Source organism: Kitasatospora sp. NPDC096077, assembly GCF_040303245.1.
GTDB lineage: Bacteria > Actinomycetota > Actinomycetes > Streptomycetales > Streptomycetaceae > Kitasatospora.
Genome location: NZ_JBEOSV010000053.1, coordinates 24695 through 39234 on the forward strand (window position 1 = coordinate 24695; position 14540 = coordinate 39234).

Consider the following 14540-nt stretch of genomic DNA (forward strand, 5'->3'; position numbering starts at 1 on the left):
TCGTACGCGCCGGCGGCCGTCAGCCGCGGCCGGCGACGGGCTCCGCCTCCTGGACCGCCTCGGCCGGCCGGGCCTGAGTCGGCTGCGGCTCGGCCGGCTGCGGCTCGCGCGCGGCCGGGGCGGCCGGGGCGGCCGGCAGGTCGGACGGGAAGCGGCGGTTCACGGCCTTGATCACCTTGCGGCCCAGGTTCTGGAACGGGATCTCGATCAGCCGGTAGCTGAGGTAGCTGATCACCAGCAGCGCGGCCATCAGACCGAAGAACTGCAGGCTGCGGTCCTGCCAGGAGGTGAAGGGCGGGTGGCCCTCCAGCTTCCAGTTCATGAAGTGGATGAGCGGGTTGTGCAGCAGGTAGACCGAGTAGCTGATCGTGCCCAGCCAGGTCAGCCAGCGCGGGAAGCGGCGGTGTCGCAGCAGCATGCCGATCCCGAAGACGACCCAGGCGCCCAGGTAGGCGCCGGAGAAGGACTGCCAGGACTCGGTCCAGGTCCGCCACAGCGCGTTGTCGCGGTTGTACATGAAGCCGACCAGGACGCCGGAGACCATGACGAAGCCGCAGCACAGCAGCGCCGGCAGGCGGTCGATCTGGCCGTGCTCCAGCCGGTAGAGGACCGTCCCGGCGAACATCGTGGCGAAGATCATCAGGGTCTCGAAGGCCGTGGACCGGCTGTTCAGCAGGATCAGCACCAGACCCAGGGCGCCGAGCATCGTCCCGCCCCAGCGGGTCGCGTCGACCCGGCCGCTGAAGATGCCGATCATCGCGGTGACCACGATGGCCCCGGCGGCCAGCAGCAGGTGCCGGTTGGACTCCAGGCCGCCGTTGGTGAGCGTGCCGAGCGGCAGCCAGGCGCCGATGAGCAGTGCGGCGCCGGCGAAGGTCATCGCGATCGGGGCGCTCTGCCGGTGCTTGCCGTTGACGAAGAGGGCCGTCACGAAGAAGTAGAAGATCATCTCGTAGGTGAGCGTCCACATCACCCCGATGACGTTGGTGATGCCCATCATGTCCTGGATCATCAGGCCGTTGCCCGCCAGCGTCAGCAGCGGGTGGTCGAAGGCCCAGCCCTGGACGACCTGGTGGTTGCGCGGCAGGACCAGCAGGCTCACCACGATGGTGACGATCACCACCGGGTAGATCCGGAAGTACCGGCCCGCCCAGAACGAGCGCACATCGCCGCGCCGCTCCAGCGAGGCCGGGATGATGTACCCGCTCACCAGGAAGAACAGCATCACGCCGAAGATGCCCGGGTCCCCGATGGTGCGCGGCAGGTGGTCGATGTGGAGCCAGTAGAACGGCAGCGCCAGGTGGTAGATCGCGACGGAGAGCGCGGCTATGCCACGCAGGGCGTCGAGCCAGCCGAGCCTCGACGAGGCCGCGGAGGCTGCGCCGCCCGCGGCGGTACGGGTGTTCTGGCGTTGGGATGCGCGTCCGATGAGCTTCACACGCGGGAGGTTAGCGGAGTGAGCCGGGGAGTGTGGCCGCGCGGTGGTGGGGGGCGTACCGCGAGACGGTTTCATCCGAACTGTGACCGTTGTCCGGGAAGGTGTCGCGGATCGGGTACACATGGACGGTGAGTTCGCAGATCTTCCCCTCCGACGTGCAGCAGTCGCTGGACCTCGTCGGCATCTTCGTCTTCGCGCTCTCCGGAGCGCTGCTCGCCGTCCGCAAGAACATGGACATCTTCGGGATCTGTGTGCTGGCCGAGGCCACGGCCCTCGGCGGCGGGGTGATGCGCGACCTGGTGATCGGCGCGACGCCGGTCGCCGCCTTCACCAACCTCGGCTACTTCCTGACCCCGCTGGCGGCCGGCCTGGTGGTCTTCTTCCTGCACCCCGAGGTGGAGCGGATCAACCGCGCGGTGCAGACCCTGGACGCCCTCGGCCTCGGGCTGTTCTGCGTCACCGGCACCGCCAAGGCGCACGACTACGGGCTCGGCGCGGTGGCCGCCGTCGCGCTCGGCATGGTGACCGCGGCCGGCGGCGGGGTGATCCGCGACGTGCTGGCCGGGGAGATCCCCTCGCTGCTGCGCTGGGACCGCGAGATCTACGCCGTCCCGGCCCTGGTCGGCGCCGCCCTGGTGGCCGTGCTGATCGGCGCGGACCGGCTCACCGGCGCCACCGGCACCGCCGCCGCGCTCACCGCCTTCGGGCTCCGGATGCTCGCCCTGAAGTACGGCTGGCGCGCCCCGCGGGCCTGGCACCGCAACGGTTCTCGCACCAGCGAGGAGTAGGCGAGCCGCCGTACGCCAGCGAGATCGCCTCGGCCGTGCAGAGCAGCTCCGGCAGCATCCGGGCCAGTTCGGCCGGCGGCACCCGGCCGGCCGGGGCGCTCAGCGCGCAGGCCGCGACCGTCCGCCCGCCGCTGCCCGCGACCGGCGCGGCCACGCAGGTCACCGGCTCCCGGTGCTCGGCCGACTCGGCGGCCCAGCCCCGGCGGCGCACCGCCGCCAGCTCGGGTTCCTCGCCCGGCCCGGCCGCGGGCAGTCCGGCGAGCAGCACCCGGCCGACCGCCGTCCCGGTCACCGGGGCGCGGCGCCCGATCCGGGACGGCCCGTCACCGGCCGGCCCGGCCACCTCGTCCAGGTAGAGCACCTCGCCGTCCTGCAGCACGGCCAGCTGGACGGTGTAGCCGCAGCGGGCGTTGAGCGCGGCCAGGTACGGCGCGGCCACCTGCCGGACGTCGAAGTCCTCCAGCGCCCGGTGGGCCAGCGACAGCACCCGGCCGCCGACCTGGTAGCGCAGGTCGGGCTGGCGGCGGACGAAACCGTGTTCCTCCAGGGTGCGCAGCAGCCGCAGCGCGGTGGACTTGTGCACCCCGAGCCGGCCCGCCGCCTGTTCCAGCGAGAGCGGTCCGTCGCCGAGCGAGCCGAGCAGGGTCAGCGCGCGGTCGACCGACTGCGACATGGCGCCTCCCTGGAACTCGCCGGACCCGCTTGAGAAGTGGTCGTCAGGCTAACCGCTGGGCGGCGCAGTGGTACAAACCAGTGGCGGCACGAACCGCCGGCGGGAACGGCCGGCACGAACCGGTGCCGGGGCCTGGTGTCCGGCGGGTGGCCGGATCGGTGCGGGCTCCTGATCGCCCGGCCGGGGCGCCCTCTACAATCGGGGGGTTATGCCATACCTGGACCATGCGGCGACCACGCCGATGCTGCCCGAGGCGATCGCCGCGATGACGGCGCACCTGGGGGTGGTCGGCAACGCCTCGGCCCTGCACGCGGCCGGCCGCCGGGCCCGCCGGGTGGTCGAGGAGTCCCGCGAGTCGCTGGCCGAATCGCTGGGCGCCCGCCCGAGCGAGATCGTGCTCACCGGCGGCGGCACCGAGTCCGACAACCTGGCGGTCAAGGGCCTGTACTGGTCCCGCCGGGACGCCGACCCGGCCCGCACCCGGGTGCTGTGCAGCCCGGTCGAGCACCACGCGGTGCTGGACGCGGTGCACTGGCTCTCCGAGCACGAAGGCGCGACGGTCGACTACCTGCCGGTGGACGACCTCGGCCGGGTGCACCCGGAGGCCCTGCGCGCCGCGATCGAGCGGGACCCGGACTCCGTCGCCCTGGTCACCGTGATGTGGGCCAACAACGAGGTCGGCACCGTCCAGCCGGTGCGCGAACTCGCCGCCGTGGCCGCCGAGTTCGGCATCCCGATGCACGCCGACGCGGTGCAGGCGCTGGGCCAGGTCCCGGTCTCCTTCGCCGACTCGGGGCTCACCGCGCTCACCGTCACCGGGCACAAGATCGGCGGCCCGTTCGGCATCGGCGCGCTGCTGCTCTCCCGCGGCGCCACGCCCGTACCGCTGCTGCACGGCGGCGGGCAGGAGCGCGACGTGCGCTCCGGCACCCTGGACGCTCCCGCCGCCGCCGGCTTCGCGGCCGCCGCGGCCTGGGCCGTCGAGCACCGGGCCGAGCAGGCCGGGCTGCTGGGCGCGCTGCGCGACGAACTGGTGGCCGGGGTGCTGGCGGCCGTCCCGGACGCGGTGCTCAACGGCGACCCCGCCCCCGAGGGCCGGCTGCCCGCCAACGCCCACTTCTCCTTCCCGGGGTGCGAGGGCGACGCGCTGCTGATGCTGCTGGACGCCCAGGGCATCGAGTGCTCCACCGGCTCGGCCTGCTCGGCCGGGGTGCCGCAGCCCAGCCACGTGCTGCTGGCGATGGGCGTCGACCCGCTGCTGGCCCGGGCCTCGCTGCGGTTCTCGCTCGGGCACACCTCGGAGCGGGCGGACGTCGCGGCGCTGACCGGGGCGATCGCCCCGGCCGTCCAGCGGGCGCGCAACGCGGGCCTGGCGTCCGTGCGGCGCTGACCCCGACCGCTGACCCCGACCGCTGATCCCGACCGCTGACCCCGGCCACCGACGACGGCCACCGACGACGGCCGGGAACACCCGGGCCACCCCGTAACCTTGTTGGCATCATGACTGAGTTCCCGGGTGCCCCGACCACACCGTCCACCGGCCGTCTGCGCGTGCTCGCGGCGATGTCCGGCGGAGTCGACTCCGCCGTCGCCGCCGCCCGCGCCGTCGAAGCCGGCCACGAGGTGACCGGCGTCCACCTGGCGCTGTCCGCCAACCCCCAGTCCTTCCGCACCGGCGCGCGCGGCTGCTGCACCATCGAGGACTCCCGGGACGCCTGGCGGGCCGCCGACGTGATCGGCATCCCGTTCTACGTCTGGGACCTCGCCGAGCGCTTCCGCGAGGACGTGATCGACGACTTCGTCGCCGAGTACGCCGCCGGGCGGACCCCCAACCCGTGCCTGCGCTGCAACGAGAAGATCAAGTTCGCCGCGCTGCTGGACAAGGCGATCGCGCTGGGCTTCGACGCCGTCTGCACCGGCCACTACGCCCGGATCGTCGACCTGCCGGACGGCGCCCGCGAGCTGCACCGCGCGGTGGACGGCGCCAAGGACCAGTCCTACGTCCTCGGCGTGCTCGACGCGGACCAGCTCGCCCACTCGCTCTTCCCGCTCGGTGACACCACCAAGGAGGAGATCCGGGCCGAGGCCGAGCGCCGCGGCCTGGCCGTCGCCAAGAAGCCGGACAGCCACGACATCTGCTTCATCGCCGACGGCGACACCCAGGGCTTCCTGGCCCGGCACCTCGGCACCGCCACCGGCGACATCCTCGACGCCGACGGCACCAAGCTGGGCGAGCACGACGGCGCCTACGGCTTCACCATCGGCCAGCGCAAGGGCCTGCGGATCGGCCGCCCGGCCGCCGACGGCAAGCCCCGCTACGTCCTGGACATCTCCCCGGTGAACAACACCGTCACGGTCGGCCCGGTCGAGGGCCTGGACGTCACCGCCCTGACCGCGATCCGCCCCCGCTGGTGCGGCACCGAGCCGCTGACCGAGGGCCGCTACACCGCCCAGCTCCGCGCCCACGGCGAGGAGGTCCCGGTCTCCGCCGCGATGGTCGACGACACCCTGCACGTCCGCCTGGACACCCCGGCCCGCGGCATCGCCCCCGGCCAGGCCGTCGTCCTCTACGACGGCACCCGGGTGATCGGCTCCGCCACCATCGCCGCCACCGAACGCCCGGCGATCCACGCCTGAACGGGCCGGGCCCGGACGGGCCACGGCGGGGTCATCCGGAGGGATGACGCCGCTGATCCGGCCGGATGACCGGGCCCGGAGAAGGCATCCGGCGGGCTGATCCGGGGGGTCGGGCCGCGAACCTACCGTCGACGGCATGACCCGAACCCGCCGCATCGCGGCCGTCGCCGCGCTCCTGCTCGCCCTTCCGCTGCCGCTCGCCGGGGCCGCGTCGGCCTCGACGACGCCGTCCGCCACGACGGCCGCCGCCCCGGCCGCCGTGGCCTTCCACGGGGAGCTGCCCCGGCCGACCGGCCGGTACGCCGCCGGGGAGGAGGTGCTGCACCTGACCGACCCGAGCCGGACCGATCCGTGGGTGCCCTCGGCCGGACCGCGGCAGCTGGCGGTGACGATGTTCTACCCGGCCCGGCCGGGCACCGGTGAGCCCGCCCCGTACATGACCCCCGGCGAGGCCCGGAACTTCGCGGCGACCCGGATCCCGGCGGGCACCGGGGTGCGGCCGGAGGACGTCGTGGGCATCACGACCCACGCCGCCACCGGGGCGAAGGCCGTCGGCGGGAAGTTCCCGCTGGTGGTCCTGTCGCCCGGCTTCGAGAACCCCCGCGCCACCCTGACCGGCCTGGCGACCGACCTGGCGAGCCACGGCTACGTGGTCGCCCTGGTCGGCCACCCCTACGAGGACTCCGGCGAGACCCTCGCCGACGGCAGCACCTCCGACTGCCCGCTGTGCGCCACCGGCGCACCGGACGCGCTGCCGGAGAGCCGGGCCCGGGACGTGTCCTTCCTGCTGGACCGGCTGACCGGCCCGCACCCGGCCTGGCACCTCTCCCACCTGATCGACCGCGACCGGATCGGCATGGCCGGGCATTCGGTCGGCGGCGCCTCCACGCTGAACGCGATGGCCGACGACCGGCGGATCCTGGCCGGGGCGAACCTGGACGGCGGGTTCTGGAAGGGGTTCCCGACCGACCCGCTGGCCGGGCGCTCCTTCCTGCTGCTCGGGAAGGAGAGCGACCACACGGTCGGCGGCGGGGAGACTCCTGGGGCGAGGCCTGGGCCGGCTGGCAGGGCTACAAGCCCTGGCTGGCGGTCGCGGGCACCAACCACGGCAGCTTCACGGACGTCGAGGTGCTGGCCACCGAGCTCGGTCTGCCGCTGCCGCCGGGGACGACCACCTCGGCGGAGCGCGGGATGCAGCTGACCCGGGAGTACGTCGGCGCCTTCTTCGACCAGACCCTGAAGGGCGTCCACCAGCCGCTGCTGGACGGTCCCACGGCCGCCGACCCGGAGGTGCTCTTCCAGCACCCGTGACCCGCCCCCGGGCCCGGCCGTCCCGCCGCGGGCGGCCGGGCCCGCCGTCCGGCCGTGGAGGGCAGGGCCGACGGGTTCCCGCGGGGGCGGGAAGATGGCAGGGTGACGACGGCAGCGGAAGGACCCCTGCGATGAACGACGGCGCCCGGGGCGAGGCCCCGGCCCAGCGCAAGGACGCCCGGCGCAACAAGGAGGCCCTGCTGGACGCGGCCGCCGCGGCCTTCGTCGCCGCGGGCGTGGAGGCGCCGGTGCGGGACATCGCGGCCCGGGCCGGGGTCGGCCTGGGCACCATCTACCGGCACTTCCCGACCCGGGCGGACCTGGTCATCGCCGTCTACCGGCACCAGATCGACGCCTGCGCCGAGGCCGGCCCGGCCCTGCTGGCCGAGGCCCCCACCCCGCACGCCGCGCTGGCCCGGTGGATCGACCTGTTCGTCGACTTCCTGGTCACCAAGCACGGCCTGGCCGCCGCGCTGCAGGGGGACAACGCGACCTTCGACGGACTGCACGCCCACTTCCTGGACCGGCTGCTGCCGGTCTGCGCCGAACTACTGGAGGCCGCGGCCGCCGCCGGGGAGATCCGCCCCGGCGTCGACGCCTACCCGCTGCTGCGCGGTGTCGGGAACCTCTGCATCGGCGCGGACAGCGACCCCCGTTACGACGCGCGCCTTCTGGTGGCGATCCTGGTCGCGGGGCTCCGCGCGTGACGCCGGCGGGCCGCAATCCCGGTGAGCGGCGACCGCCGGGCGTGATAGACCAGACGACACTATGAATATCTGCGTCTTCTGCTCCGCGTACTCCCTCGACGACCGCTACTCCGCCCCCGCCGCCGAGTTCGCCCGCCTCCTCGGGCAGGGCGGGCACACCCTGGTCTGGGGCGGCTCCGACGCCGGACTGATGGGGCTGCTCGCCGACGAGGTCAAGGGCGCCGGCGGCCGACTGGTCGGGGTGCTGGTCGAGATGCTGAAGCACAAGGCCTACAACGGTGCCGACGAACTCGTGATGACCGCCGATCTGGCCGAGCGGAAGCGGGAGTTGGCCGCCCGCGCGGACGCCGTCGTGGTGCTGGTCGGCGGCCTGGGCACGATGGACGAGGTCACCGAGGTGCTGGAGCTCAAGAAGCACGGCATCTTCGACAAGCCGGTCGTCGTCCTGGACACCGAGGGCTTCTACGCGGGCCTGCGCACCCAGCTGGAGCGGATGGACGCCGAGGGCTTCCTGCCCCGGCCGCTGGCCGAGCTGATCAGCTTCGCCGACAGCCCGGCCGAGGTGTTCGCCCAGCTCAAGGCCTGAGAGGATCGGGACCATGGCTGCACATCTGATCACCGGCGCCGGCTCCGGCATCGGCGCCGTCCTGGCCGGGAAGCTCGCCGAGCGCGGCGACGACCTCTGGCTGCTCGCCCGGGACGCCCGCCGGGCCGCCGAACTGCGCGACCGCTTCCCCGGCGCCCGCACCCTGGTCGGCGACCTCAAGGAGCCGGCCAAGCTGTCCTGGGCCTTCGGGCAGCAGACGCTGCCCGTCACCCTCGACTCGCTGCTGCACGTGGCCGGCACGGTCGAGCTCGGGCCGGTCGGCGAGCTGCCGGTGAAGGCCTGGCAGGAGACGCTGAACGTCAACCTGGTCGCCCCCGCCGAGCTGACCCGGCTGCTCCTGCCCTCGCTCCGGCTCACCAAGGGCCACGTGGTGTTCGTCAACTCCGGTGCCGGGCTGACCGCCCACGCAGAGTGGTCGTCCTACGCGGCCAGCAAGCACGGCCTGAAGGCGCTCGCCGACGCGCTGCGCCAGGAGGAGCACGCGTCCGGCGTCCGGGTCACCTCGGTCTACCCGGGCCGCACCGCCACCGCGATGCAGGTCAAGGTGCACCAGCAGGAGGGCAAGGCGTACGACGCCGACCGCTGGATCGAGCCGGAGTCCGTCGCCAAGGCCGTGCTGGCCGCCCTGGACGCCTCCCGGGACGCCGAGATCACCGACCTCACGGTCCGCCCGGGCCGCTGAAACCACCGCGGCGCCGCGCACTAGGCTCGGACGGGTGAGCACCGGACACCCCTTCCCGTTCCCTGACCTGCGCGGCGCCGCCACCGGCGTCGGCTCGCTGCCCGGCACCGACGCCCGGGAGGCGGCGAAGACCGCCACCGGCGCGCTGGAGCAGCTGCCGTTCCTGCCCGAGCTGCCCGCGCGCGGCCCGGGCGCCGACATGATCGGCCGCGGCGCCGGCCTGCTGGTCGAGCTGTTCGCGCAGACCGAGCCCAGCGGCTGGCGGTTCGCCGACCACCCCGGCCGGGACACCCGTCGGGCCCACTCCTGGCTCGGCGAGGACCTGGACGCCCTGGAGGAGTTCACCCAGGGGTACCGGGGCGCGCTCAAGGTCCAGGCCGTCGGCCCGTGGACGCTGGCGGCGAACATCGAGCTCCGGCACGGCGAGAAGGCGCTCGCCGACCACGGCGCCTGCCGGGACGTGGCCGGCTCGCTCACCGAGGGCCTGCGCCGCCACCTCGCCGAGGTCCGCAAGCGGGTGCCCGGCGCCGAGGTGGTCCTCCAGCTGGACGAGCCCGCGCTGCCCGCGGTGCTGGCCGGCCGGGTGAAGACCGCCAGCGGCTTCCAGCGGCTGCGCGCCGTGGACCGGCAGGTCGCCGAGGAGGTGCTGCGGGAGCTGATCCGCGGCCTGGACGCGCCCGTGGTGGTGCACTCCTGCGCCCCGGACGTCCCGGTCCCGCTGCTGCGCCGGGCCGGTGTGGCCGGAATCTCGCTGGACTTCTCGCTCCTCACCGAGCGCCAGGACGACGACCTGGGCGAGGCCGTGGAGGGCGGCACGACGATCCTCGCCGGTGTCGTCCCCTCCACTGACCAGGCGGTGTCCGACCCGGCCGGTAGTGTCCAGGGGATCAGGACCTTGTGGCGCAGGCTCGGGTTCGCTCCGGAGCTGCTGGGCCGCCGCGTGCTGGTGACGCCGACCTGCGGTCTGGCCGGGGCCTCCCCGGCGTACGCCCGCAAGGCGCTGTCGCTCGCGGCGCGGGCGGCGCAGAGCCTGGTGGACAACCCGGAATGAGAACGTAGGAGGGCTTGCGGTGACGGCTGTCGAGGGCTGGGAGGACGTCCCGGCGGAGGTGCGTCGGCGGCACGCCGAGCTGGCGAAGGAGATCACCGACCACCGCGCCCGCTACTACGAGCAGGACGCGCCCGTCGTCAGCGACGCCGAGTTCGACGCCCTGATGCGCGAGCTGGAGGCGCTGGAGGCCGAGCACCCGGCGCTGGTGACGCCGGACTCGCCCAGCCAGCGGGTCGGCGGCGCCGCCACCGCGCTGTTCGCCGAGGTCGAGCACCGCGAGCGGCTGCTCTCCCTGGACAACGCGATGGACGACGAGGAGCTCGGCGCCTGGGCGGACCGGGTCGCCGCCGAGCTGGACGGCATCGAGTACCACTACCTGTGCGAGCTCAAGGTGGACGGCCTGGCCGTCAACCTCACCTACGAGAACGGCCAGTTGGTGCAGGCGGCGACCCGCGGCGACGGCCGGGTCGGCGAGGACATCACCGCCAACGTCCGCACCATCAAGGAGATCCCACACCGGCTCAAGGGCGACGACGTCCCGGCGCTGGTGGAGATCCGCGGCGAGGTCTACTTCCCGACCGAGGAGTTCGACGCGCTCAACGCCTCCTTCGCGGCGGAGAACGAGCTCCGTCGGCAGGAGAACGAGGTGCGCGCCGAGGAGGGCAAGCGGCCCCGGGCGATGATCCGGCTGTTCATGAACCCCCGCAACGCCGCCGCCGGTTCGCTGCGCCAGAAGGACCCGCACGTCACCGCCTCCCGCCCGCTGCACATGGTGGTGCACGGCATCGGCGCCCGGGTCGGCTTCGACATCGACAACCAGTCGCACGCCTACCGGCTGCTGCACGACTGGGGCCTGCCCACCGCCCGGCACAACCGGGTGGTCGGCACCCTGGCCGAAGTGCGGTCCTTCATCAAGCACTTCGGCGAGCAGCGGCACTCGGTCGAGCACGAGATCGACGGCGTCGTGGTCAAGGTGGACGAGATCGCCCTGCAGGGCCGGCTCGGCGCCACCTCCAAGTCCCCGCGCTGGGCGATCGCCTGGAAGTACCCGCCGGAGGAGGTCACCGGCAAGCTCGCCGAGATCAAGGTCGGCATCGGCCGCACCGGCCGGGCCACCCCGTACGCGGTGCTGGCCGAGCCGGTGAAGGTGGCCGGCTCGATGGTGCAGTACGCGACGCTGCACAACCAGGAGATCGTCAAGGCCAAGGACGTCCTGCTCGGCGACACCATCGTGCTGCGCAAGGCCGGTGACGTGATCCCGGAGATCCTCGGCCCGGTCTACGACCTGCGGGACGGCACCGAGCAGGCCTTCGTGATGCCCTCGCACTGCCCGGAGTGCGGCAGCGAGCTGCGCCCGATGTCCGAGGGGGACATCGATCTGCGCTGCCCGAACGCCCAGTACTGCCCGGCCCAGATCCGGGAGCGGATCGCCTTCCTCGGCGGGCGTTCCTGCCTGGACGTCGAGGGGCTCGGCTACGTGGCGGCCACCGCGCTGACCCAGCCGCTGGAGCCGGCCGAGGCGCCGGTGCGCAACGAGGGCGACGTCTTCGGGCTGACGGAGCGGCAGCTGCTGCCGATCAAGGTGCTGGTGCGCGACCAGAAGACCGGCATGCCCAAGCTGGACGACGCGACCGGCCGGGAGAAGGAGGTCTTCTTCTTCGCGACCACCAAGGGGGATCCGAAGAAGTCGCTGCAGACCCTGCTGGACAACCTGGAGGGCGCGAAGGACCGCCCGCTCTGGCGCTTCCTGAACGGCCTGTCGATCCGGCACGTGGGCCCGGTCGCGGCGCAGGAGCTGGCCCGGGAGTTCCGTGACCTGGACCGGGTCTTCTCGGCCACCGAGGAGGAGCTGGCGGCGGTCGAGGGCGTCGGCCCGACCATCGCGCGCTCGATCAAGGAGTGGTTCGAGGAGGAGTGGCACCGCGAGATCCTGGAGAAGTGGCGGGCCGCGGGCGTGCGCTTCGTCGAGGAGTTCGCGGACGAGGAGGAGGCGGAGCGTCCGCTGGAGGGCCTGACGATGGTGGTGACCGGGACGCTGGCCGGGCACACCCGGGACGGCGCCAAGGAGGCGCTGACCTCGCGCGGAGCGAAGGTGACCGGTTCGGTTTCGAAGAAGACCGATTTTGTGGTCGTCGGTGAGAATCCAGGATCCAAGTACGACAAGGCCGTTCAGCTCGGAGTGCCGGTGCTGGACGACGCGGGCTTCGCCGTGCTGCTCGCCGACGGACCGTCCGCCGCCCGTGCCCACCTGGGGCTTCCGGAGCCCGAGCAGGCCGCGGAGCCCGGCCCGGCCGCCGCGGAGAGCTGATCCGGGGCCGACCCGACCGGCCGCGGACCGGATCCTTGTTGTTATCGTCCTGATGCAACGTCACCGGGTGTCGTCCAGTGAAAGCGGGCATTGTGTCACTGTGCGACACCCGGGCGCGGTGGCGCGTTTCCGGTTGTCCGAAAGTCTGCCCACCGGGTGGACCCCGACATACCCTGGAGCGCAACAGAGTGTCAGCAGGGGTGGGGGTACCGGCTCAGCCGGTGCTCCTCGGGGTCGCTCCATGCCCGGCAGCTGTCGGTACCGGACCGGTGCCTCACCGTAAGGCGGCCTGACGGGGCGGGCCCGACGGAGGACAGGGCTTATGGATCGTACGACCGGCGGCGCGCCCACACGCCCGCCGCAGGGGGTGGCAGGTGCGGTCCTGCTGCTCGGCGTGCTGCTGGCCGGAGCCGCGCCGCTCATCCCGCTGGCCGTCCTGGTCTACCGGTACGAACCCGAACTGCTGCCGCTCTTCGCGGTGCCGCTGGCCGTCCTGGTGGCGGCCTGGCGGATCGCCCGGGATCGCGCCCGCGACCAGCTGACCGACCCCCTGACGGATCTGCCCAACCGTCAGGCCCTGCTGCTGGCCGCCCAGGAGGCGATCGCCGAGCGCGAGCAAGGGTGCAGCGTCGGTCTCATCCTGCTTGACCTCGACCGATTCCGATCACTCAACGACACACTTGGTCATACGGCCGGTGACCGCCTGCTGGTTCACATCGCCCGCCGACTCCATCGCGCGCTGCGCTCCGGCGGACCGGCCGGCAGCGCCACCCGGGAGTCCATCGACGACGTCTTCGCCGGCCTGCCCCGGCACTACCGCCGCGGCCGCCCGATGGTGGCCCGGATGGGCGGCGACGAGTTCGCCGTCCTGCTCCCCGGCATCAACTGCCCGGACAGCCTGGAACGGGTCGCCAAGGCGCTGATCGCCGAACTCGCCGCCCCGATCCGGCTGGACGGACTGCTGCTGGTGCTGGAGGCCAGCGCCGGGGTCTGCGTCTACCCGCAGCACGCCCAGGACGCCGAGTCGCTGCTGCGCCGCGCCGACGTGGCGATGGGCCACGCCCAGCGCGAGTGCAGCGGGGTGGCCCAGTACGACGAGGCCCAGGACGCCGACACCCCGTACCGGATCGGCCTGCTCGGGGACCTCCGCCGGGCCCTGGAGACCGGCGAGGTGCAGCTGCACTACCAGCCGAAGGTGGCCTTCGACGGCCGGGTGGTCGGCCTGGAGGCGCTGCTGCGCTGGGAGCGGCCCGGGCAGGGGAGGGTCTCCCCGGACGAGTTCGTCGGCCTCGCCGAGTCCAGCGGCCTGATGCCCCGGCTCACCGACTACGTGCTGGAGGCCGCCGTCGGCCAGCTCGCCTACTGGCGCGACCAGGGCCTCCAGGTGCAGGTCGCGGTCAACGTCTCGCCGCGCGACGTGCTCAACCCCGGCTTCGCCCAGCGCGTCGCCGGCCACCTGGTCCGCCACCAGGTGCCGGCCCACGCGCTGCAACTGGAGATCACCGAGCGGCTGCTGCTGGACGACTCCCGGCGCGCCGCCGACACCCTGGCCGAACTGCGCGGCTACGGCGTCGGGATGTCCCTGGACGACTTCGGCACCGGCCACTCCTCGCTGGTGCGGCTGCGCAGCCTGCCGGTCGGCGAGCTGAAGATCGACCGCTCCTTCGTCTCCCGGATGGTCGCCGACGACCACGACGCGGCGGTGGTGCGCTGCTCGGTGGAGCTGGCCCACTCGCTCGGCCTGACCGTGGTGGCCGAGGGCGTCGAGGACGACGAGACCTGGGAGCGGCTGCACTGCATGGGGGTGGACGCCGTCCAGGGCTGGCTGGTCTCGGCCGCGCTGCCCGCCGAGCAGGCCACCGCCTGGCTGCGGGTGCACCGCACCACCGGCGCCCCGACGGTGGAGCGCTTCGGCCCCGCCTCGCAGCTCCCGTCGATCATCAAGCCGGTCGACCGGCCCACCGCGATCAAGCCCGCCGAACGGCCCGGCGCGCTGCCCCCGGTGCTCCCGCCGACCCTCCCGCCGGTGCTGCCGCCGGCCGTCCAGACCGTCCAGCGCGGCCCGGCGCTGCCGGCCGGCCAGATCGGCTTCCAGGCGCCGGGCGCGTCGGGCTGGGCCCGTACCGGGCCGCAGTAGCGACCGTGCGGGGAGCGCCCGGAGAGCGCGGCGGACCGCACGGTGGAGGCCGGTGACGCGGGCCCGGCTCCACTCGTTGGCCGGTGGCCGGGCCGGGCCCCATAGGATGGGGTGCAAAGACCACGAGGACGGAGTGCCGAACCCGGCTGCTCCTGCCCGGGCCCGGCACCGCCGCAGGCGTCGCCGGGTCTCACCAGAACT

At 73.7% G+C, this 14540-nt stretch carries 11 protein-coding genes and 1 pseudogene; 10 read left to right on the forward strand and 2 right to left on the reverse strand.

Annotated features, from left to right (window positions below):
* Positions 1-19: 19 nt before the first annotated feature.
* Positions 20-1438 carry an acyltransferase family protein gene (locus ABTZ03_RS32370; protein WP_350516703.1) on the reverse strand — a complete coding sequence of 473 codons (1419 nt, stop codon included), beginning with the start codon at positions 1436-1438 and terminating at the stop codon, positions 20-22.
* A 128-nt stretch (positions 1439-1566) separates the two neighbouring features.
* Between ABTZ03_RS32370 and ABTZ03_RS32375 the strand changes: the two genes are divergently transcribed.
* Complete coding sequence (locus ABTZ03_RS32375; protein ID WP_350516704.1) at positions 1567-2226, forward strand: trimeric intracellular cation channel family protein; 660 nt, start codon at positions 1567-1569, stop codon at positions 2224-2226.
* Here ABTZ03_RS32375 and ABTZ03_RS32380 read toward each other — a convergent pair.
* Positions 2132-2899: an IclR family transcriptional regulator gene (locus ABTZ03_RS32380; RefSeq protein ID WP_350516705.1), complete on the reverse strand. Its 768-nt coding sequence runs from the start codon at positions 2897-2899 to the stop codon at positions 2132-2134. The two genes, ABTZ03_RS32375 and ABTZ03_RS32380, sit on opposite strands and share 95 nt — an antisense overlap.
* Before the next feature lie 208 nt (positions 2900-3107).
* On the opposite strand from ABTZ03_RS32380, the gene ABTZ03_RS32385 reads away from it, so the two are divergent.
* The 9 genes and pseudogenes from ABTZ03_RS32385 to ABTZ03_RS32425 all read left to right on the forward strand — a co-directional run.
* Complete coding sequence (locus ABTZ03_RS32385; RefSeq protein WP_350516706.1) at positions 3108-4289, forward strand: cysteine desulfurase family protein; 1182 nt, start codon at positions 3108-3110, stop codon at positions 4287-4289.
* A 110-nt stretch (positions 4290-4399) separates the two neighbouring features.
* Entirely contained in the window at positions 4400-5536 is a 1137-nt protein-coding gene (gene mnmA / locus ABTZ03_RS32390) for a tRNA 2-thiouridine(34) synthase MnmA (RefSeq protein ID WP_350516707.1), read from the forward strand.
* Positions 5537-5672: 136 nt separating this feature from the next.
* Entirely contained in the window at positions 5673-6737 is a 1065-nt protein-coding gene (locus ABTZ03_RS32395) for an alpha/beta hydrolase family protein (protein WP_350516708.1), read from the forward strand.
* A gap of 241 nt (positions 6738-6978) precedes the next feature.
* A complete protein-coding gene (locus ABTZ03_RS32400) occupies positions 6979-7554 on the forward strand; it encodes a TetR/AcrR family transcriptional regulator (protein ID WP_350516709.1) in 576 nt (191 codons plus the stop codon).
* A 61-nt stretch (positions 7555-7615) separates the two neighbouring features.
* Entirely contained in the window at positions 7616-8140 is a 525-nt protein-coding gene (locus tag ABTZ03_RS32405) for an LOG family protein (protein ID WP_350516710.1), read from the forward strand.
* Positions 8141-8153: 13 nt separating this feature from the next.
* Complete coding sequence (locus tag ABTZ03_RS32410) at positions 8154-8843, forward strand: SDR family oxidoreductase (RefSeq protein ID WP_350516711.1); 690 nt, start codon at positions 8154-8156, stop codon at positions 8841-8843.
* Between the two features lie 34 nt (positions 8844-8877).
* On the forward strand, positions 8878-9894 hold the full coding sequence (locus tag ABTZ03_RS32415; RefSeq protein ID WP_350516712.1) for a methionine synthase: 1017 nt from the start codon (positions 8878-8880) through the stop codon (positions 9892-9894).
* 19 nt (positions 9895-9913) lie between these two features.
* Positions 9914-12202, forward strand: coding sequence for an NAD-dependent DNA ligase LigA (ligA, locus tag ABTZ03_RS32420; protein ID WP_350516713.1), 2289 nt, complete (start codon positions 9914-9916; stop codon positions 12200-12202).
* Positions 12203-12587: 385 nt separating this feature from the next.
* Positions 12588-14339, forward strand: a pseudogene (locus tag ABTZ03_RS32425) (putative bifunctional diguanylate cyclase/phosphodiesterase); the annotation flags it as partial.
* Positions 14340-14540: the final 201 nt, after the last annotated feature.

Excerpts from the sequence above, each read along its gene's own strand:
- ABTZ03_RS32380 (WP_350516705.1), bottom strand. The coding sequence starts at position 2,899 with ATGTCGCAGTCGGTCGACCGCGCGCTGACCCTGCTCGGCTCGCTCGGC.
- ABTZ03_RS32385 (WP_350516706.1), top strand. The coding sequence starts at position 3,108 with ATGCCATACCTGGACCATGCGGCGACCACGCCGATGCTGCCCGAGGCG.
- mnmA (WP_350516707.1), top strand. The coding sequence starts at position 4,400 with ATGACTGAGTTCCCGGGTGCCCCGACCACACCGTCCACCGGCCGTCTG.
- ABTZ03_RS32395 (WP_350516708.1), top strand. The coding sequence starts at position 5,673 with ATGACCCGAACCCGCCGCATCGCGGCCGTCGCCGCGCTCCTGCTCGCC.
- ABTZ03_RS32400 (WP_350516709.1), top strand. The coding sequence starts at position 6,979 with ATGAACGACGGCGCCCGGGGCGAGGCCCCGGCCCAGCGCAAGGACGCC.
- ABTZ03_RS32405 (WP_350516710.1), top strand. The coding sequence starts at position 7,616 with ATGAATATCTGCGTCTTCTGCTCCGCGTACTCCCTCGACGACCGCTAC.
- ABTZ03_RS32410 (WP_350516711.1), top strand. The coding sequence starts at position 8,154 with ATGGCTGCACATCTGATCACCGGCGCCGGCTCCGGCATCGGCGCCGTC.